This window comes from Streptomyces chlorus (genome assembly GCF_042655885.1).
GTDB classification, from domain to species: Bacteria; Actinomycetota; Actinomycetes; order Streptomycetales; family Streptomycetaceae; genus Streptomyces; species Streptomyces chlorus.
Window position 1 is genome coordinate 53,509 of record NZ_JBHSOA010000032.1, and the last position, 18,115, is coordinate 71,623.

At 71.5% G+C, this 18,115-nt stretch carries 16 protein-coding genes, 1 pseudogene and 1 riboswitch; of the genes and pseudogenes, 5 read left to right on the plus strand and 12 right to left on the minus strand.

Features of this window, described 5'->3' with window-relative positions:
- The first annotated feature begins 315 nt into the window (after positions 1–315).
- Positions 316–2,187 carry an AAA family ATPase gene (locus tag ACFPZI_RS15750; RefSeq protein WP_381363511.1) on the plus strand — a complete coding sequence of 624 codons (1,872 nt, stop codon included), beginning with the start codon at positions 316–318 and terminating at the stop codon, positions 2,185–2,187.
- A 97-nt stretch (positions 2,188–2,284) separates the two neighbouring features.
- On the opposite strand, the gene ACFPZI_RS15755 is transcribed toward ACFPZI_RS15750, so the two are convergent.
- The 9 genes from ACFPZI_RS15755 to ACFPZI_RS15795 all read right to left on the minus strand — a co-directional run bounded on the left by ACFPZI_RS15755 (position 2,285) and on the right by ACFPZI_RS15795 (position 9,999).
- Positions 2,285–3,481: a hemolysin family protein gene (locus tag ACFPZI_RS15755; RefSeq protein ID WP_381363513.1), complete on the minus strand. Its 1,197-nt coding sequence runs from the start codon at positions 3,479–3,481 to the stop codon at positions 2,285–2,287.
- The gene (locus ACFPZI_RS15760) at positions 3,478–4,821 is read right to left on the minus strand and encodes a hemolysin family protein (RefSeq protein WP_381363515.1); all 1,344 of its coding nucleotides are present in this window, start codon (positions 4,819–4,821) and stop codon (positions 3,478–3,480) included. Before ACFPZI_RS15760 ends, ACFPZI_RS15755 begins: the two co-directional genes overlap by 4 nt.
- A 258-nt stretch (positions 4,822–5,079) precedes the next feature.
- Positions 5,080–5,586, minus strand: coding sequence for a PH domain-containing protein (locus ACFPZI_RS15765; RefSeq protein WP_381363517.1), 507 nt, complete (start codon positions 5,584–5,586; stop codon positions 5,080–5,082).
- A 25-nt stretch (positions 5,587–5,611) separates the two neighbouring features.
- Positions 5,612–6,475, minus strand: a complete 864-nt coding sequence (hisG, locus tag ACFPZI_RS15770; RefSeq protein WP_381363518.1) for an ATP phosphoribosyltransferase — start codon at positions 6,473–6,475, stop codon at positions 5,612–5,614.
- 56 nt (positions 6,476–6,531) lie between these two features.
- The gene (locus tag ACFPZI_RS15775) at positions 6,532–6,804 is read right to left on the minus strand and encodes a phosphoribosyl-ATP diphosphatase (protein WP_010046365.1); all 273 of its coding nucleotides are present in this window, start codon (positions 6,802–6,804) and stop codon (positions 6,532–6,534) included.
- A 34-nt stretch (positions 6,805–6,838) separates the two neighbouring features.
- Positions 6,839–7,324: a 6,7-dimethyl-8-ribityllumazine synthase gene (ribH, locus tag ACFPZI_RS15780; RefSeq protein ID WP_381363520.1), complete on the minus strand. Its 486-nt coding sequence runs from the start codon at positions 7,322–7,324 to the stop codon at positions 6,839–6,841.
- Between the two features lie 88 nt (positions 7,325–7,412).
- Positions 7,413–8,702 (minus strand): bifunctional 3,4-dihydroxy-2-butanone-4-phosphate synthase/GTP cyclohydrolase II, encoded by a 1,290-nt coding sequence (locus ACFPZI_RS15785; protein WP_381363522.1) that lies wholly within the window; start codon positions 8,700–8,702, stop codon positions 7,413–7,415.
- The gene (locus ACFPZI_RS15790) at positions 8,699–9,343 is read right to left on the minus strand and encodes a nicotinamide mononucleotide transporter family protein (RefSeq protein ID WP_381363524.1); all 645 of its coding nucleotides are present in this window, start codon (positions 9,341–9,343) and stop codon (positions 8,699–8,701) included. Before ACFPZI_RS15790 ends, ACFPZI_RS15785 begins: the two co-directional genes overlap by 4 nt.
- On the minus strand, positions 9,340–9,999 hold the full coding sequence (locus tag ACFPZI_RS15795) for a riboflavin synthase (RefSeq protein ID WP_381363525.1): 660 nt from the start codon (positions 9,997–9,999) through the stop codon (positions 9,340–9,342). Before ACFPZI_RS15795 ends, ACFPZI_RS15790 begins: the two co-directional genes overlap by 4 nt.
- A gap of 143 nt (positions 10,000–10,142) precedes the next feature.
- Positions 10,143–10,273, minus strand: a riboswitch (FMN riboswitch).
- A gap of 442 nt (positions 10,274–10,715) precedes the next feature.
- Between ACFPZI_RS15795 and ACFPZI_RS15800 the strand changes: the two genes are divergently transcribed.
- Positions 10,716–11,474, plus strand: coding sequence for an SDR family oxidoreductase (locus ACFPZI_RS15800; RefSeq protein ID WP_381363526.1), 759 nt, complete (start codon positions 10,716–10,718; stop codon positions 11,472–11,474).
- Between the two features lie 65 nt (positions 11,475–11,539).
- Here ACFPZI_RS15800 and ACFPZI_RS15805 read toward each other — a convergent pair whose 3' ends face one another.
- Positions 11,540–12,745, minus strand: coding sequence for an ROK family transcriptional regulator (locus ACFPZI_RS15805; RefSeq protein WP_381363528.1), 1,206 nt, complete (start codon positions 12,743–12,745; stop codon positions 11,540–11,542).
- A gap of 178 nt (positions 12,746–12,923) precedes the next feature.
- On the opposite strand from ACFPZI_RS15805, the gene ACFPZI_RS15810 reads away from it, so the two are divergent.
- Positions 12,924–14,129: an MFS transporter gene (locus tag ACFPZI_RS15810; protein ID WP_381363529.1), complete on the plus strand. Its 1,206-nt coding sequence runs from the start codon at positions 12,924–12,926 to the stop codon at positions 14,127–14,129.
- Positions 14,130–14,280: 151 nt separating this feature from the next.
- Positions 14,281–15,735 (plus strand): uracil-xanthine permease family protein, encoded by a 1,455-nt coding sequence (locus ACFPZI_RS15815; RefSeq protein ID WP_381363531.1) that lies wholly within the window; start codon positions 14,281–14,283, stop codon positions 15,733–15,735.
- Here ACFPZI_RS15815 and ACFPZI_RS15820 read toward each other — a convergent pair.
- Both ACFPZI_RS15820 and ACFPZI_RS15825 read right to left on the minus strand, forming a co-directional pair.
- Positions 15,717–16,037, minus strand: a pseudogene (locus tag ACFPZI_RS15820) (glycoside hydrolase family 6 protein); the annotation flags it as partial. The gene ACFPZI_RS15815 and the pseudogene ACFPZI_RS15820 sit on opposite strands and share 19 nt — an antisense overlap.
- The gene (locus ACFPZI_RS15825) at positions 16,022–17,275 is read right to left on the minus strand and encodes an RNA-guided endonuclease InsQ/TnpB family protein (protein ID WP_381363533.1); all 1,254 of its coding nucleotides are present in this window, start codon (positions 17,273–17,275) and stop codon (positions 16,022–16,024) included. The gene ACFPZI_RS15825 and the pseudogene ACFPZI_RS15820, both read right to left, overlap by 16 nt.
- A 152-nt stretch (positions 17,276–17,427) precedes the next feature.
- On the opposite strand from ACFPZI_RS15825, the gene ACFPZI_RS15830 reads away from it, so the two are divergent.
- Positions 17,428–18,114, plus strand: coding sequence for a DUF5995 family protein (locus ACFPZI_RS15830; RefSeq protein WP_381363535.1), 687 nt, complete (start codon positions 17,428–17,430; stop codon positions 18,112–18,114).
- Position 18,115: the final 1 nt, after the last annotated feature.

Sequence of the window (18,115 nt, forward strand, 5' to 3'; positions counted from 1 at the left end):
GAAGCCCCCGGTTGTTCCCCCGTGATCGGGGGCTTCGTTCTGCCTTCTTCACCTCTTCCGGACGCCGAGCGGCATATGACGATCACCCTCGGTCACAACATAGTGCGGACGCTCCCCTTCCCCCTGTCGTCCCGCTGCGGGTACGGCCCCCTACGGAGGTCGCGGCGCCGCAGGTACGATGCCTTCGGTGCGACCTACGGACGTTGCTTCGCGCACCGTGCAACTCCGGTCCGCGGCACAGCGGTTCGCCCCAGGGCAGCCGGCGGGCGAGGGCCGGTAAGGCATACCGACGGGGCACGGTTTGTGGGGGACGTGATGGACTTCGGCACGCAGGGCCCGCAGGCCCCTGCCGACCTCGCCTGGCTGCGGGGCGTGGACGCCTACACGATGGGCGCCTATCCACAGGCCGAGGAGGAGTTCCGGGCCGCGGTGCGGATCGACCCGGGGATGGCGGACGGCTGGCTCGGGCTGCACGCGCTGCGCGTCGACACGACGGCCTCGCTGCTGCGGATGTTCCGGCACCGGGGCCGTTTCGGCGAACAGCGCGCCCGGCACCGCCGCGCCCTCAACTCCTGGTACTGGCTCGGCTGGTGGGTGCAGCCGGTGCTGGAGAGCCCGCGCGATCTGCTGCTCGCGCACGCCTCCCACTGGCTGGACGGCCGCCATGTCCCCGAGCTGGACCGCGCCCTTGCCGGGCTCCCTCCGGTGGACACCGACCCGCAGGTCCGCTTCCTGCACGCCTGCCGCGCCTATCTGGTCAAGGACTGGGAGCAGTTGGTACGGCACACCGACCCGCTGCACGGTGATCCGCTGCTCGGGATCGAGACGGGTCTGTTCGGGGGGATGGCCCGGGTGCGTCTGGAGATGTACGGGCAGGCCGAACCGCTGCTGTCGGCGGCCCTGATGCGCTGCCGCAGCGAGCAGCCGCAGCGCAAGGAGCTGCGCTACTGGCTGGCGCGCGCCCACGAGGGCACCGGCCGCAGCGCCGCAGCGCTCCCCCTGTACCGGGCAGTGCACCGGGTCGACCCCGCGTTCATGGACACGTCGGCCCGGCTCGCCGCCATCTCCGAGGGGGACGGCTACGACGACGGTGCCGACCTCGGCGCGGTCGGGCTCGGCGGTGCGGGCGCGGATCTGCTGGACGGGCCGGACACCCTCGACCCGCTGTTCGACACCGAGGGCCGCGATCTGATGCTGTCCGAGCCGGATCCGCCGCCCGCGCCCCTGCCGCCGGTCACGGGCCCTTCGGTGCGCGCGCGGGCGGGCGACCCGGTGACGCCACTGCCGACCGGCCCCACCGATCCCGCCTTACTGGAGGAAGCGCTCGCCGAGCTGGAGCGCATGGTCGGCCTGGAACCGGTGAAGCGCCAGGTCAAGGCGTTGTCGGCGCAGCTGAACATGGCGCGGCTGCGGGCCGGGCAGGGGCTGCCGGTACAGCCGCCGAAACGGCACTTCGTCTTCTCCGGGCCGTCCGGCACCGGCAAGACCACGGTGGCCCGCATCCTGGGCCGGGTCTTCTACGCCCTCGGGCTGCTCGGCGGCGACCATCTCGTAGAGGCCCAGCGGGCCGATCTGGTCGGCGAGTACTTGGGACAGACGGCGGTGAAGGCCAACGAGCTGATCGACTCCGCGCTCGGCGGGGTCCTCTTCGTCGACGAGGCCTACGCACTCTCCAACTCCGGCTACGGCAAGGGCGACGCGTACGGCGACGAGGCGCTCCAGGTACTGCTGAAGCGGGCCGAGGACAACCGCGACCATCTGGTGGTCATACTGGCCGGCTACCCGGAGGGCATGGACCGCCTCCTGGGTGCCAACCCTGGTCTGTCCTCCCGTTTCACCACCCGCGTCGATTTCCCCTCCTACCGGCCCCTTGAACTCACCGCGATCGGCGAGGTGCTGGCCGCCGAGAACAGCGACGTGTGGGACGAGGAGGCGCTGGACGAACTGCGGTCCATCGCCGGGCACGTGGTGGACCAGGGGTGGATCGACGAGCTGGGCAACGGGCGCTTCCTGCGGACCCTGTACGAGAAGAGCTGCGCGTACCGGGATCTGCGGCTGTCGGCGTATCCGGCGTATCCGGGCACGCTGACCCGGGAGGACCTGGCGACGCTGCGGCTGCCGGATCTGATGCAGGCGTACGGGGAGGTGCTGTCCGGGCGGGGACCGCAGGACCCTCCGGCGGCGTGACACCGACGGATCCCCACGGCTCCTGCCCGGCACACCCGCCGGCATATCCGCCGGTACGCACTCCGGTGCTTGCTCCCGGGGTACCGTGCCCCTGATGTCAGCCGGTGAGCGCTCCCTTCTGGGCGCCGCTCCTGGGTTCGGTCACCCCGGCAGCCGCCCCCGTGCCGGGCCGCGCTCCACTGTCCGGTGGTGATCCGGTGCCGGGCCGCGTTCCGGGGTCAGGCCTCGATCCGGCGCCGGGCCGCGTCGCGCCGTTCGCCTGCGTGCCCGGTCTCTCGCGGTGCGCCGGGTCCCGGACCTCGCCCACCAGCAGTTCCAGGACGTCCTCCAGGGCCACCAGGCCCCGTACCCGGCCGGACGCGTCGGCCACCTGGGCGAGGTGGGTGGCGGCGCGGCGCATCACGGTGAGGGCGTCGTCGAGTGGGACTTCGGGCCCGAGGGTCGGCATGCGCCGCCAGAGCTCCTGCGGCACCGCCCGGTCAGGCTCCTCCAGGTCGAGTATGTCCTTGACGTGCAGGTAGCCCATGAAGGCGCCATCGGGTGCGGCGACCGGGAACCGGGAGTACCCGGTGCGGGCGGTCAGTTCCACGATCCGGGCCGGGGTGACCTCGGAGCCGACCATCACCAGTGACTCCCGGGGCAGCAGTACATCCGTCACCGGGCGAGAGCCCAGTTCCAGGGCGTCCTCCAGGCGCTCTGCCTCCTCGGGGTCGAGGAGGCCCGCCTGACCGGCGTCCTCGACGAGCCGGTTGAGCTGCTCGCTGGTGAAGACGGCCTCGATCTCGTCCTTAGGCTCGACGCGAAAGGCCCGCAGGACGGCCTGGGCGCAGGCGCCGAGGGCCACCGTGACGGGTCTGCACGGGCGGGCGAACCAGACCAGTCCGGGGCTCAGCCACAGCGCGGCCTTCTCGGGGGCCGCCATCGCGAGGTTCTTCGGAACCATCTCGCCGATGACGAGGTGGAAGAAGACCACCGCGGCGAGCGCGATGACGTAGCCGAGCGGATGAATCATGCCGTGCGGCAGACGCATCCATCCGAAGACCGGCTCCAGCAGGCGGGCGACCGTCGGTTCGGCGACCGCGCCGAGGGTCAGCGAGCAGACGGTGATGCCGAACTGGGCCGCCGCCATCATCTGCGGCAGATGCTCGAGCCCGTACAGGACCTGGCGGGCTCGTGCGGTGCCGAGCGGTTCGATCTGGCTGCGGCGCACGGAGACCAGCGCGAACTCTGCGCCCACGAAGAAGCCGTTGGCGAGGACGAGCAGCGCGGCGAACAGGAGTGGCAGCAGGCTCATCCGGCTGCCTCCACGAGCGGCGGAGCCGCCTCGGCTGCTCGGACCAGGCGGACGCGCTCGGCGCGGTTGTGTCCGACGCGGCGCACCGAAAGCCGCCAGCCGGGCAGTTCCGCGCGGTCACCGACGGCCGGGATCCGGCCGAGCAGATCGGCGACCAGGCCGGCGACGGTCTCGTAGGGCCCGTCGGGCACGTCGAGGCCTGTGCGGAGCAGAACGTCGACGCGGACGCTGCCGTCGACGTCCCAGGCGGGACTGCCGTCCTCCGGCGGAGCGGGGACGGGCTCGAGGGCCTCGCCGAGCAGGTCGTCGTGTTCGTCGAGGACCTCGCCGACAATCTCCTCGACGATGTCCTCCAGGGTGACGACACCGGCCGTGCCGCCGTACTCGTCGACGACGACCGCGATGGGCTGCCCGCTGCGCAGCCGTGCCAGCAGCGGCCGTACGGGCAGGGATTCGGGGACGAGCAGCGCGGGGCGGGCGATGCCGCCGACGGGGGTGCGCAGCCGGTCGGGCGGAGGCACCGCGAGGGCGTCCTTGAGGTGGACCATGCCGACGACCTCGTCGATCCGCTCCCGGTAGACGGGGAAGCGGGACAGGCCGGTGGCCCGGGTCAGGTTCACCACGTCCTCGGCGGTCGCGGAGTCCTGCAGGGCGCTGACCTTCACGCGCGGGGTCATGACGTGCTGCGCGGTCAGCCCGGCCAGGGACAGGGTCCGTACGAAGAGGTCCGCGGTGTCCTGTTCCAGGGCGCCGGCCCGCGCGGAGTGCCGGGCCAGGGAGACGAGTTCGCCGGGGCTGCGGGCAGAGGCCAGTTCTGTGGTGGGCTCGATGCCCAGGGTGCGCACGAGCCGGTTGGCCACGGCGTTGAGCCCGGCGATGACCGGGCGGAACACGCGGGCGAAAGCATGCTGCGGGCCGGCGACGAACCGCGCGACCTGCAGGGGGCGGGACACCGCCCAGTTCTTGGGCACGAGTTCGCCGATGACCATCTGCACGGCGGAAGCCAGCAGCATGCCGATGACCACGGCGACGGTGGAGACCGCGCCGGTGGGGACGCCGATGCCGGTGATGGGGCCGTGCAGCAGTTCGGCGAGTGCGGGTTCGGCGAGCATACCGACGGCCAGGGAGGTGAGGGTGATACCGAGCTGGGTGCCGGAGAGCTGGAAGGACAGCTCCTTGAGTGACTCGACGACCCGGCGGGCGCGCCGGTCGCCGCCGGCGGCGGCCTGTTCGGCATCCGGCCTCTCGACGGTGACCAGGCCGAACTCGGCGGCCACGAAGAACCCGTTGGCGAGAATCAGCAGGAACGCGGCTGCGAGGAGCAGCAGAGGGGTGGTCATGATGCCGCCGCTTGTGCACGGTCGCGGACCTCGGAGAGTGGGTTCGCGCTATGTCGACAGGGGGCGGCGCAGGTACTGCAGGACGATCCGTCCATCGCCGGAGAGGGTCACTCCTCGGGTAGCTGGAGCCCCTGGGGCACCGGGCGGGGCGGCAGGGGCGAGGGCGCGGTCGTCGCGCCTGTGCCCAACAGATTAATCAAGACAGTGGCGACTGCGGCAGGGTGGACAACCCCGACATGTCCCCGAGGTGTTCCCGGATCAGCCCTGGGAGGTCCGGCCGGTGGTCGTGGTCCGTGCCACGGCGAGCGCCCGCAGGGCCCGCGCGTCGGCGATGGCGCGCTCCCGGGCGATGCCCGGCTGGATGCCGAGCACCGGCAGGCTGGTGCCGTCGCTGAGGTCGAGGAAGACCCAGGGGTCACCCGGACGGAGGTTCACCTGAAGGATCTGGGCCCACTCCAGCCGGCGCCGGGTCACGATGTTGACGACGGTGACGCCCGTCTCGTCGGCGTCGACCCTCGGCCGGGCCAGCAGGACCAGGGCTCCGGCCAGGAGGGCGGCGGTGAACACGAAGCTGAGGCGCTCGCCCGGGTTGAGCTGCTTCAGCAGCAGCGCGATCAGGGAGATGGCCGCGAAGAGCGCGACGGCCGCGGTGAGCAGCACCGCGCGGGTCCGGCCCGGCCGGAAGGTGACGGGCAGGGCGGGCAGTTGGTCCGACGGGGTGCCCGGGGTGGCATCCGGGGAGGTGTCGGGGGTGGCGTCCGGCATGGTGCGGCTCCGGGATCGGTCCGGGTCAGAGACGGCAGGCGTGGATGGCCGTGGTGAGGATGGCGCGGGCGCCGAGGTCGTAGAGATCGTCCATGATCCGCTGGGCCTCCTTGGAGGGGACCATGGCACGGACGGCAACCCAGCCCTCGTTGTGCAGCGGGGACACGGTCGGGGACTCCAGGCCGGGGGTCAGCGCGACGGCCTTCTCCAGCTGCTCGACCCGGCAGTCGTAGTCCATCATCACGTAGGTGCGGGCGACGAGGACGCCCTGGAGGCGCCGCAGGAACTGGCTCACCTTGGACTCGACGGTGTCGTCGGCCCCGGCCTCGGCGCCGGTGCGGCGGATGACGATGGCCTCGGAGGTCATGATCGGTTCGCCGATGACCTCCAGGCCCGCGTTGCGCAGGGAGGTGCCGGTCTCGACCACGTCCGCGATGACCTCGGCGACACCGAGTTCGATGGCGGTCTCGACGGCACCGTCGAGGTGGACCACGGTGGCGTCGATGCCCTGGTCGGCGAGGTGCCGCGCGACGATGCCCTCGTAGGAGGTGGCGACCGTGCTGCCGTTCAGGTCCGCGACGCTCTTGGCGGCGCTGGGCTTGGCGGCGAAGCGGAAGGTGGAGCGGGCGAAGCCGAGAGGCAGGATCTCCTCGGCCCCGGCGCCGGAGTCGATCAGGAGGTCGCGGCCGGTGATGCCGATGTCGAGACGGCCGGACGAGACGTAGATGGCGATGTCGCGGGGGCGGAGGTAGAAGAACTCGACCTCGTTGACCGGGTCGACAATCCTCAGTTCCTTCGACTCCCGGCGCTGCTGGTAGCCGGCCTCATGCAGCATCTCCGCCGCAGGGCCTGCCAGTGAACCCTTGTTGGGGAGTGCGATGCGCAGCATGAGGTCGGCTTCCTTTGCGGTGTTGTCGTATCAGGGGTGGGAGGGGCTGTCCGCGCTCATAGATGGGCGTAGACGTCGTCGAGGGAGATGCCTCGGGCGACCATCATCACCTGAACGTGGTAGAGCAGCTGCGAGATCTCCTCGGCGGCCGCTTCCTTGCCCTCGTGCTCGGCGGCCATCCAGACCTCGGCGGCCTCCTCGACGACCTTCTTGCCGATGGCATGGACGCCCTTTTCCACCAGTTCGGCGGTGCGGGAGGTGGCGGGGTCGCCGTGCGCGGCCTTGTGCTGGAGCTCGGTGAAGAGCTCCTCGAACGTCTTCTTGGACATGGTGGTCCTCACCCTACGCGGTGTCGGGGGCTGCTCACCGCCAGGGTTCGGATACCGAACGCAGCGTGGCCGCGGTCGCCACCGCCGCCGTGACCGCCTCGTGCCCCTTGTCCTCGGTGGAGCCGGGCAGTCCGGCACGGTCCAGCGCCTGTTCCTCGGTGTCGCAGGTGAGCAGGCCGAAGCCGACGGGCACGCCGGTGTCGGTGCTGACCTGGGTGAGTCCCTGGGTGACGCCCTGGCACACGTACTCGAAGTGGGGTGTGCCGCCCCGGATGACGACGCCGAGGGCGACGACCGCGTCGTAGCCGCGTCCGGCGAGGACCTTGGCGACGACCGGGAGTTCCCAGCTGCCGGGGACCCGCAGCAGGGTCGGCTCGTCGATGCCGAGGTCGTGCAGGGCGCGCAGGGCGCCGTCGACCAGTCCGTCCATCACCTTCTCGTGCCACTGTGCCGCGACGACGGCGACGCGGAGGTCCTCCACGTTGCGTACGGACAGTTCCGGTGCACCCTTGCCGCTCACGTCTCTCCTCGATGATTCTCTTGCCGGCCGCCGCGGGCAGGCTCTCCTGCCGGCTGCCGTGGTGGGTGGTCGCCCCGGGCGGGCGCTGTCATTGGTTGCCGCAGGCGGGCACGGTCGGCGTGTCCAGCCAGGGCAGGTCGTGGCCCATCCGGTCGCGCTTGGTGCGCAGGTAGCGGATGTTGTGCTCGCCGGCGGTGACGGGCATCGGCTCGCGGCCGGTGACCTCGATGCCGTACCGGACGAGTGCCTGGGACTTGTCGGGGTTGTTGGTCAGCAGGCGGACTCCGCGCACCCCGAGGTCGGCGAGTATCTGCGCGCCGGCGGCGTAGTCGCGGGCGTCGGCGGGCAGGCCGAGCTCGAGGTTGGCGTCGAGGGTGTCGCGTCCGCGTTCCTGGAGTTCGTAGGCGCGCAGCTTGGACATCAGGCCGATGCCGCGCCCCTCGTGTCCGCGCAGGTAGACGACGACGCCCCGCCCCTCCGTCTGGATGCGGTCCAGGGAGGCGTCCAGCTGGGGGCCGCAGTCGCAGCGCTGGGAGCCGAAGATGTCGCCGGTGAGGCATTCGGAGTGGACCCGCACGAGGACGTCCCGGCCGTCGCCGATGTCTCCGTGGACGAGGGCGACATGTTCGACGCCGTCAATGGTGGAGCGGTAGCCGTAGGCGGTGAACACGCCGTGGGAGGTGGGCAGCCGAACCTCGGCCTCGCGGCGGACGGTGGGCTCGGAGGTACGGCGGTAGGCGATCAGGTCCTCGATGGAGATGATCGTCAGGCCGTGCTTGCGGGCGAACGGAATCAGTTCGGGCAGGCGCAGCATCCGGCCGTCCTCGCCGGCGATCTCGACGATGGCTCCGGCCGGGCGCAGTCCCGCGAGGCGGGCGAGGTCGACGGCGGCCTCGGTGTGGCCGTCGCGTTCGAGTACGCCACCGGAGCGGGCGCGCAGCGGGAAGATGTGGCCGGGGCGGACGAGGTCGGCGGGCTCTGCGGTGCCGCTCGCGAGGAGTTGGAGCGTGGTGGCCCGGTCGGCGGCCGAGATGCCGGTGCTCACGCCGTGGGCGGCGGAGGCGTCGACGGAGACGGTGAACGCCGTCTTCATCGACTCGGTGTTGTCCTCGACCATCTGCGGGAGGCGGAGCCGGTCCAGTTCGTCGCTCTCCATGGGGGCGCAGATCAGTCCGCGGCATTCGCTCATCATGAAGGCGACGATCTCGGGGGTCGCCTTCTCGGCGGCGACGACGAGGTCGCCCTCGTTCTCGCGGTCCTCGTCGTCGACGACCACGACGGGGCGGCCGGCCGCGATGTCGGCGATGGCCTGTTCGACCGGGTCGAGCATGGGGTCCTCGAACTCCTCGGTGCTGTGAAGGATGGGTGCCGTGCTCATGCCTGCGCTCCTTCCAGGGCGGGGCGCGCGTCCTCGCGGGAGCGCAGCCACCAGTCGCGCAGTCCCCACAGGACCAGTGCGCCGTAGATGACGTAGACGAAGCCGGAGAAGGCGAAGCCGTTGGCGAAGTTCAGCGGTACGCCGACGAGGTCGACCAGCAGCCAGGCGAACCAGAACTCGACCATGCCGCGGGCCTGGGCGTACATGGCGACGATGGTGCCGACGAAGATGTACGCGTCCGGCCAGGGGTCCCAGGACAGGGACGGGTACAGCGTGAACAGCCCGCCCACCGCGAGGGTGCCGACCGCCGCGGCGCCCACCATGAGCAGGCGTTCGAGGCCGGTGGCGAACCGCACCGCGATGGAACCGTCCTGCGCCTGCTGCCGACCACGGTTCCACTGCCAGAATCCCCAGGCGGCGACGACCATGACGACGATCTGCTTGCCCGCGCTGCCGGAGAGGTGGGCGGTGGCGAAGGCCGTGAAGAGGATGACGCCCGAGACGAACTGGGCGGGCCAGGTCCAGATGGAGCGCCGCCAGCCGAGGGCCAGGGCCGCCAGACCGATCACGTTGCCGATCATGTCCGACCACTTGATGTGCTGGTCGAAGAGGGTGAAAGCCTCCGAGTTCAGCCAGTTCACCGCGCGGCCCCCTCACCGGCGGCCGAAGCGTCCACGACGGGGACGCCGACGGCCGGAACACCGATCGCGCGGTCGCCGATCAGCCGCTCGACGTATTTGGCGATGACGTCCACCTCGAGGTTGACCGGGTCGCCGCTCTGCTTGAGCCCGAGGGTGGTCAGGGCGAGGGTGGTGGGGATCAGGCTGACGGTGAAGAAGTCCTGCCCGGCGTCGACGACGGTGAGGCTGATGCCGTCGACCGTGATGGAGCCCTTCTCCACGACGTAGCGGGAGAGTTCGGCGGGGAGCGAGACCCTGACGATCTCCCAGTTCTCGGACGGCTCGCGCCCGAGGATCCGGCCGGTGCCGTCGACGTGCCCCTGCACGATGTGGCCGCCGAGGCGGGCGCCCAGGGCCATGGGGCGTTCGAGGTTGACGCGGGAGCCGACGGCCAGGGCGCCGAGGCTGGAGCGGTTCAGGGTCTCGGCCATCACGTCCGCGGTGAACTCGTCGCCCTCGTGGTCCACGACTGTGAGGCAGACACCGTTGACGGCGATCGAGTCGCCGTGCTTCGCGCCCTCGGTGACGGTGGGGCCTCGCAGCCGGAAACGACAGGCGTCGTCAAGGGTCTCGACGGCGGTGATCTCACCCAGTTCTTCGACGATTCCGGTGAACACTTCCCGGGTCCTCCTGCCTCTTCGGGCACGGACTCCGGGGCTGTCGACGACGACAGAAAACGGGCGAAGGCACCGGGAGCGACGCCGGACGGAGCCCGTCACGAGGACGGACCGGTACGGCGGCGCGCATGGATGCCCGCCCGCCGCGCACTGCCTCCCATCCGGACTTTAACCGTCGGTCCAGGAATTTCACCTGGTCAACCGGCCACTGGAAGCGGCCGGGTCGCGGACTGTAACCGCCGGTTCGGACTTTCACCGACCCCGGAGTGCGCTGCTGCTGGTACAGGGCCAGTGTGCCACGCCCGCCCGCCGTCCATACGGGCACCGGATGTGGGCTGCCTCACAGGAAGTGACACCGTACGCCGTCACCGCAGGGCAGACTCCCGGAGGACGGCCCGCGATCACCCGACCGCCGCCCTCTTTCGCACCCTTGGAAGCCACCGGAGCGCGCCTGAATACCCCCCACATCTGGTCCATACCTATTGACTGAATGGTCTAGTCCTCTTACCGTCTGCTTCAGCCTCCCCAGAGACCGGCCCGGCGGCGGTGACGACGGCCCTTGCCCGCCGCCGGGCCTCACCACCTCGCCCTCCGGCCCGGTTCGCGGCCCCGTGTCACATTCCCGGCGGCCGTTCCGTCTCTCTCCTGATGAACTGGGCAAAAGCGCGCCGACAGGAGCGCCGCGTCCGACGACAGGACCTGAGGAGCTGAACGGCATGACCACAATCCTGGTGACCGGCGGTACGGGAACCCTCGGCCGGCATGTCATCGAGCGGCTGCGGACGGGCGCGCAGGAGGTGCGGGTGCTCAGCCGGCACTCCCAGCCGTACGCCGTCGACCTGCGCCGGGGCGGCAATGCGCTGGACGCGGCCGTCACCGGCGTGGACACGATCGTCCACTGTGCGACCACCCCGCGCGGCGGCGACGAGGAGGCGGCGAAGAACCTCGTGGCGGCGGCGCGGCGGGCCGGGGTGGGGCACGTCGTCTACATCTCGATCGTCGGCGTCGACCAGGTGCCGTTCGGCTACTACAGGACCAAGTTCGCGGTGGAGCGGCTGATCGAGGAGTCGGGGCTCGGCTGGACCGTGCTCCGTACGACCCAGTTCCACGACCTGGTGCTCACCCTCCTCCAGGGACTGGGCAAGGCTCCGGTGATGCTGCTGCCGGCCCATGTGAAGGACCAGCCGATCGAGGTGACCGAGGTCGCGGACCGTCTGGCGGAACTGGCCCGGGGCGGGCCCGCGGGGCGCGTCGCGGACATGGGCGGGCCGGAGGTGCGCACGTTGGAGTCCCTGGCGCGTTCCTACCTGGAGGCCGCGGGCCGCCGCCGCGCGGTGGTCAAGGTCCCCCTTTGGGGCGCGGCGTACCGCGCCTTCCGTGCCGGCGGCCATCTCGCCCCGGAGCACGCGGTGGGCAAGGGCACCTTCGAGGAGTTCCTGGCGGCCCGGGCGCAGCGCGCACGCGCGGGCAAGTGAGCGCGCACCAGGTGAATGAGCTGCCGCGGGCGCCGAGGGGGCGTGCGCGGCGCCGAAAGGGCGCTTCAGTGGGCGTGCCCCTGCGCGGCCGGGCCGAAGAGTTCGTCCTGGGCGTGGTCACGGGCTGTCAGGAGGGCGCCTCGCAGCACCGCTCCGCCACCCAGGACACTCGCCCGCACCTCAGTGGGCAACGGTGACATCCGGGCCGTCCGGTCCTGCACGCGGGCGGCGAGTTCCTCGCCGCCCGCCTGTCCGATCTCCCCGCCGAGCACCACGCACCCGGGATCCAGCAGCGCGGCCACCGACGCGACCCCCACGGCGACGCGGTCGGCGAGGGCGTCGAGGAAGCGCGCGTCCACAGAGCCCGGCTCCTCCCCCGCCCGCGCGACGGCCGCCCGTACCGCTCCCGCCGCCGGTTCCCCTCCGGGCTCGGCCACGACCCCGTACCCCCCCGCCAGTTCCGCGACCGCCGCCGCCGACGCGAGGGAGTGGAAGCCGCCGCCGCAGTCCGTGGCCGACGGCAGGCCCGGTGTGCCCGGGACCGGCAGGAAGCCGATCTCACCCGTGCCGCCGGAGGCGCCCCGGCGCAGAGCGCCGTCCAGGATCACGGCCGCGCCGGTACCGTGGCCGAGCCACAGCAGGACGAAGGTGTCGCGGCCGCGAGCGGCCCCGTCGCGCTGCTCGGCCAGGGCTGCGAGGTTGGTCTCGTTCTCAAGGCTGACCCGCGCCTCGGGCAGCCGCTCCTGAAGCGCGGCGACCAGTCGGCGGTGCCATTCCGGCAGCCCTGTGGAGTCGCGCAGTTCGCCGCTCGCGGGGTCGATCAGCCCAGGGACGCCGACGCCGACGGTGTGCAGCCGGTCTGCGCCCGCCTCCTTCAAGGTCCGCTCGACCAGGGTCACCGCCCGCTCCACGGCCGGGCCTGTCCCGGCGGCCGGCGCGATCGGTGCGGAGGCCTTGGCCAGGACCGTGCCGACGAGGTCGGACACGACCACGGCGACACCCTCGGTCCGCACATCGAGTGCGGCCAGGTGTGCCCGGTCGGCGACGATCCCGTACAACTTCGCGTTCGGTCCACGCCGTTGCTCCCCGGCCTCCCCGACCACGGCGATCAGCCCGGCTGCGGTCAGCCGCTCGGCGAGGTCGGCGACGGTCGGCCGGGACAACCCGGTCAGCTGCTTCAACTGCCCGGCCGTCAGCGGGCCTTCCTGCTGGAGCAGCCGCAGGGCGAGCCGGTCGTTGATGGCTCGGGCAGTGCTCGGGGATGCGGCCATGGCGTGATCCTTCCAGATCGGCGGTCTGCCGACGGCGGGCGGCCGCGGTCACGGCAGCAGGACCGGACCGGGCTGGGCTGGACTGGACTGGCGAAAATCCCCTTATCTTTCAGGCAGGGTCCCTGATAGTTTACGCGGCGCGTCAGGGATGCCTTGGGCGACCGGGAGGGGCGGGACCATGAGCGCAGAGGTGTACGGGCAGCGCGAGGTGCGGCGGGCACGGTACGCCGTGGGGGCGGTATTCGCCGTGCACGGCGCCGTCACGGGCTCGTTCGCCACCCGCGTACCGTGGATCCAGGACCATGCCGGAGTGAGCCCCGGACAGTTGGGGCTCGCGCTCGCCTTCCCCGCGCTCGGCGCGTCCGTCGCGATGCCGCTGGCGGGGCGCATCAGCCACCGCTTCGGCGCCCGGACCGCACTGCGCGGGCTGATCGCGCTGTGGACGCTCGCGCTGGTCCTGCCGTCCGTCGCCCCGAACCTGCTCACCCTCTGCCTGGCCCTGTTCGTCTACGGCGCCACGGCCGGCATGTCCGACGTGGCGATGAACGCCCTCGGCGTGGAGGTGGAGAACCGGCTCGACCGGTCGATCATGTCCGGACTGCACGGCATGTGGAGCGCCGGCGCCCTGATCGGTTCGGCGGCCGGCACGCTCGCCGCGCACCTCGGTACGGACGCCCGGCTGCACCACACGCTCGCGGCCGGTGTCCTGACCGTAGTGGGCGTCCTCGCGGCCGGCCACGTCCTCGATCTGCGGTCCGCCGCCGACGAGGAGCCGCCGCCGAGGTTCGCGCTGCCGCCCCGCTCCGCGCTGCTGATCGGCGCGATCGGCTTCTGCGCGGTCTTCGCGGAGGGCGCGAGCCTCGACTGGTCGGCGATCTATCTGCGCGACCAGCTGGAGACCTCAGCCGGTCTCGCGGCGGCCTGCACCACCGGTTTCACGCTCACCATGGCGGTCGCCCGGATCACCGGGGACCGGGTGGTGGACCGCTACGGCGCGGTGCGCACGGTCCGCGCGAGCGGTGTCGTCGCCGTCTGTGGCGGACTGCTGATCGTCCTCGCGCAGCACCCCGCGGCGGCGATGGCCGGCTTCGCGCTGATGGGTCTCGGCATCGCGGTGGTGGTGCCGCTGTGCTTCGCCGCGGCCGGCCGCAGCGGCAGCAACCCGAGCCTCGCCATCGCGGGCGTCGCGACCATCACGTACACCTCGGGGCTGATCGCTCCGAGCGCGATCGGGCTGCTGGCCCAGGCGACCAGTCTGGCGGTGTCGTTCGCCCTGGTCACGGTGTTGTCGTGCGGTCTGGCCGGCTTCGCGGGCGTACTGCGCGCCGGGGACCGGGTGAAGATCACCCGGCCCGACGCGGCGGTTCCCGAGCCGCGGCCCTGACCGTCGCGTTCCCCGGGACCGGGCATGCCCGGGGACTCTCCGGGCGGGCGCTCCGCGCGAACGCTCCCCGCCCTCCCCCGTGAACGGAGCATGCCTGATCAGCCCTCACAATGGTCCGGACACGCTGCACGAACGACGAAAGCGACAGCCCATGGATCTCGGCGTCCGCTGGACACTGCACGGCGACGGACGCACCCCGGCCCCCGGCGCGGTGGTCCGTCCCGACGAACGGCTCTCGTGGCCCCGCACCGCGGGACTCGGCGCCCAGCACGTCGTGGCGATGTTCGGGGCGTCGTTCGTCGCCCCGGTCCTCATGGGTCTGGACCCCAATCTCGCGATCATGATGTCGGGCGTCGCGACCATCGTCTTCCTGCTGGCCACACGTGGCCGGGTGCCCAGCTATCTGGGCTGCTCGCTGTCCTTCGTCGGCGTCGCCGCGGTCATCCGGGCGCAGGGCGGGTCCAGCGCCACCGTCACCGGCGCGGTGTTCGTGGTCGGGGCCGCACTGTTCCTGGTGGGGCTCGCGGTGCGGCACTTCGGGGCGCGGATCATCCATGCCGCGATGCCCCCGATCGTCACCGGTGCGGTGGTGATGCTGATCGGCTTCAACCTGGCGCCGGTCACGGCCGCCACCTACTGGCCGCAGGACCAGTGGACCGCCCTGTTCGTGATGCTGTTCACCGGTCTGGCGGTGGTGTGCCTGCGCGGTTTCTGGTCCCGCATCGCGATCTTCCTCGGACTGGTCTTCGGGTACGTCCTCTCCTGGGGCCTCGACCGGGTCTTCGGACAGATCCACTCCGCGGACGCGAGCGGCGAGGTCACCGATCACTGGCGCCTGGACCTGTCGGGCGTCGGCCAGGCCGACTGGATCGGCCTGCCGACCCTGCACGGCCCGTCGTTCGAGTGGTCGGCGATCCTGGTCGCCCTGCCGGTCGTCATCGCGCTGATCGCCGAGAACGCCGGACACGTCAAGGCCGTCGGCGAGATGACCGGCGACAACCTCGACGACAAGCTGGGCACGGCCATCTCCGCCGACGGCGTCGGCTCCATGCTGTCCACCGCCGTCGGCGGCCCGCCCAACACCACGTACTCCGAGAACATCGGTGTGATGGCGGCGACCCGCGTCTACTCGACCGCCGCGTACTGGGCGGCCGCGGGCTTCGCCCTGCTGTTCGGCCTCTGCCCGAAGTTCGGTGCGGTCGTGGCGGCCGTCCCCGGGGGTGTGCTCGGCGGCATCACCGTCATCCTGTACGGCATGATCGGCCTGCTCGGCGCCCAGATCTGGACCAACGCCAAGGTGGACCTGCGCAATCCGCTGAACCTGGTGCCGGCCGCCGCGGGCATCATCATCGGCGTCGGCAACGTCACGCTGGAGTTCACCGACACCTTCTCGCTCAGCGGCATCGCGCTCGGCACGCTCGTCGTCATCACGGGGTACCACGCGCTGCGCGCCTTCGCGCCCGCCCACCTCAAGACGCAGGAGCCGCTGCTCGACGAGGGCACCTCGTCCTACGACACGAGCGACGAAGGCGCCGATGCCGGCGGGAGCGGCGGGAAGGACAACGGCGAGGCGGACGGCGAAGGCGCTCAGCGCGCCAAGTCGTAGGCGTACGACGGGGCGAAGGTGCCCGGCGCCCCCTTGCAGCCGTCCGACTCCCCCGGCAGCTTGACCCACAGGTAGGCGTCGACCCCGGCCTCGCCGGTGCTGAGCGTCGGGGCCCGGCCGAGGGAGCGGCCTCCGGGGTCGCACCACTCCTCGTCGGCCGGGGCGCCGTTGCCGTTGCGGCTGGTGTCGATCACGGCGCCGAGGCCCGGCGGGCCGCCGAGGGCGTCGAGCACCCGCCGGTCGTAGGCGATCTCGTCGGCGGTGGCGTGGAAGTTGGAGACGTTGGTCAACGACCCGGGACTGAGAGTCCCGGGCTTGCACAACGGGCATCACTGGCGGTGATGCTGCGTTTGCGTCCAGCCCCGTCCCGCTGGCGCGGGAGCGGGGCAGGGGCCGTTGACTGGGCCCCGCGTCGCCACAACTCCCGCGCGCGAGCGCGGATGTTGCGGGAGCCGTTCCGGTCCGCGTGATCAACGAATCCGCAGGACCGGCACGCGAACCGGGCCTGACAGACCCGGTTCGCCCTGTCGATGTACCCGCACTCGGCGCAGGTACGGGAGGTGTACGCCGGATCGACGTGCACCACCGGCACCCCCGCGCGGCGGGCCTTGTACGCGATGAACTGCCCGAGCTGATGGAAGGCCCAGGAGTGCAGGGTGGCCCGTTGGGGCTTGCGAAGCCGTACCCGCTCACGGATTCCGCCCAGGTCTTCCAGAGCGATTCCGCGACCGGTGCGTTCTGCCTCGGCCACCACATGTTTCGCGATCTTGTGGTTGATGTCCCTGGCTCGCCGTGTCTCCTTGTGGCGGCGTTTCTTCAGTCGCCGCCTGGCGGACGGGGTGTTCTTCTTCTGCAGCTTGCTGCGCAGGCCGCGCTCGCGGACCCGGATCCGGTTGAGTTCACGCCCGGCCATGATCTCGCCGTCCGACGTGGTGGCGATGTTCACGATGCCCAGGTCGATACCGAGGAAGTCCACCGGGTCACCGTTCAGCGGCGCCTCGGGGACCTCGCAGGTGGCATTCAGGAACCACATACCGTCCCGGCTGATGAGATCGGACTCGCCCCTGCGGTACAGGACAAGCGTGGCCAGCTGCTCCGGCGCGGCGGTAAACGCCACGTCCTTCATCCGCCCGCCGGTGGTCCACACCGACACCGTCCGCCCGGCGAGCTGCCACGAGAGCATCCGGTCGTCGAAGGGCTGAGCGCCGAAGGGACGGAAAACGACGGGTTTCTGGGTGGCGCGGCGGTGGCGTGCCGAGCCGGAACGGCCGAGGCGGCCCGCCGCCAGGTTCGCCCTCAGCGTGGCGTAGGCGTCGCAGGCCTTCTTGATCGTGTGCTGGGCCGCCTGGGCGCCCAGGTTCCACCGCGACCTGACCTGCCCGTAGGTGAGCCTGCGCAGTGCAAAGTTCTTGAACTTCCCCTGCTCGAAGGCGACCTCACTGACCCAGGTGGCAGCCTCGTTGCAGGCGCGCAGGGTCGCCTCCAGAGCCGCCGCCTGCACGGGCGTCGGCAGCAGTCTGATCTGCACCACCAGCTTCACGATCACCGATCGTAGACACCCGCACGACACCGCACCACGCGTTCCCCACCCACCACCCCATCGAGTGAAACCCGGCACCCCTGGCCCGACGTTCCGGGGAAGCCCCGGCCCCGCCGCCACGGGCACCACACTAAAGGTGCGACTCTGCGCTCATGGCGCAATGCGAACAAGTCCACAATCCCGTAGACACGGTCGTCTCCCGTATGCGCGCCCTCGACTCCGTCCTGCCCCGCCGGGACGGGATCGCGGTCTTCAACCGGGTCTACCTCACGGTGACGACGGAGGCCGACCGGCGCATCGACGCGGGTCTGCTCGCGGACACGCGGGCGGCGGTCACCCTGAACGTGGTGTTCGCCGAGCGCTATCTGGCCGCCGTCGAAGCGGTGTCCAAGGGGCGCCGCCCACCGGCTTGCTGGCGTCCGCTGTTCCAGTTCCGCCACCATCCCGGCGTACGTCCGCTGCAGTTCGCACTGGCGGGCATCAATGCGCACATCGGTCACGATCTGGCGCTCGCCGTCGTGGACACCTGCCGTACGCTCGGCTGCGAACCCGCCCGGCTGGAGGACGAGTTCGAGCAGGTGGGCGACCTGCTGGTCGCGCTGGAGGAACGCATCCGCGAGGACCTGATGCCCGGCCCCGACATCCTCCAGCTCGCCGATCCCCTCACTCATCTGACCGGCGCGTGGAGCCTGGACCGCGCCCGGGACGCCGCATGGACGACGGCCCGCGCGCTGTGGGCGCTGCGCGGACTGCCGGACGTCACCGAGGAGTTCGCCGCACGCCTCGACATGGCCGTGGGCTTCGCCGGGCGCATGCTGCTCACGCCGCTGCCCGACTGAG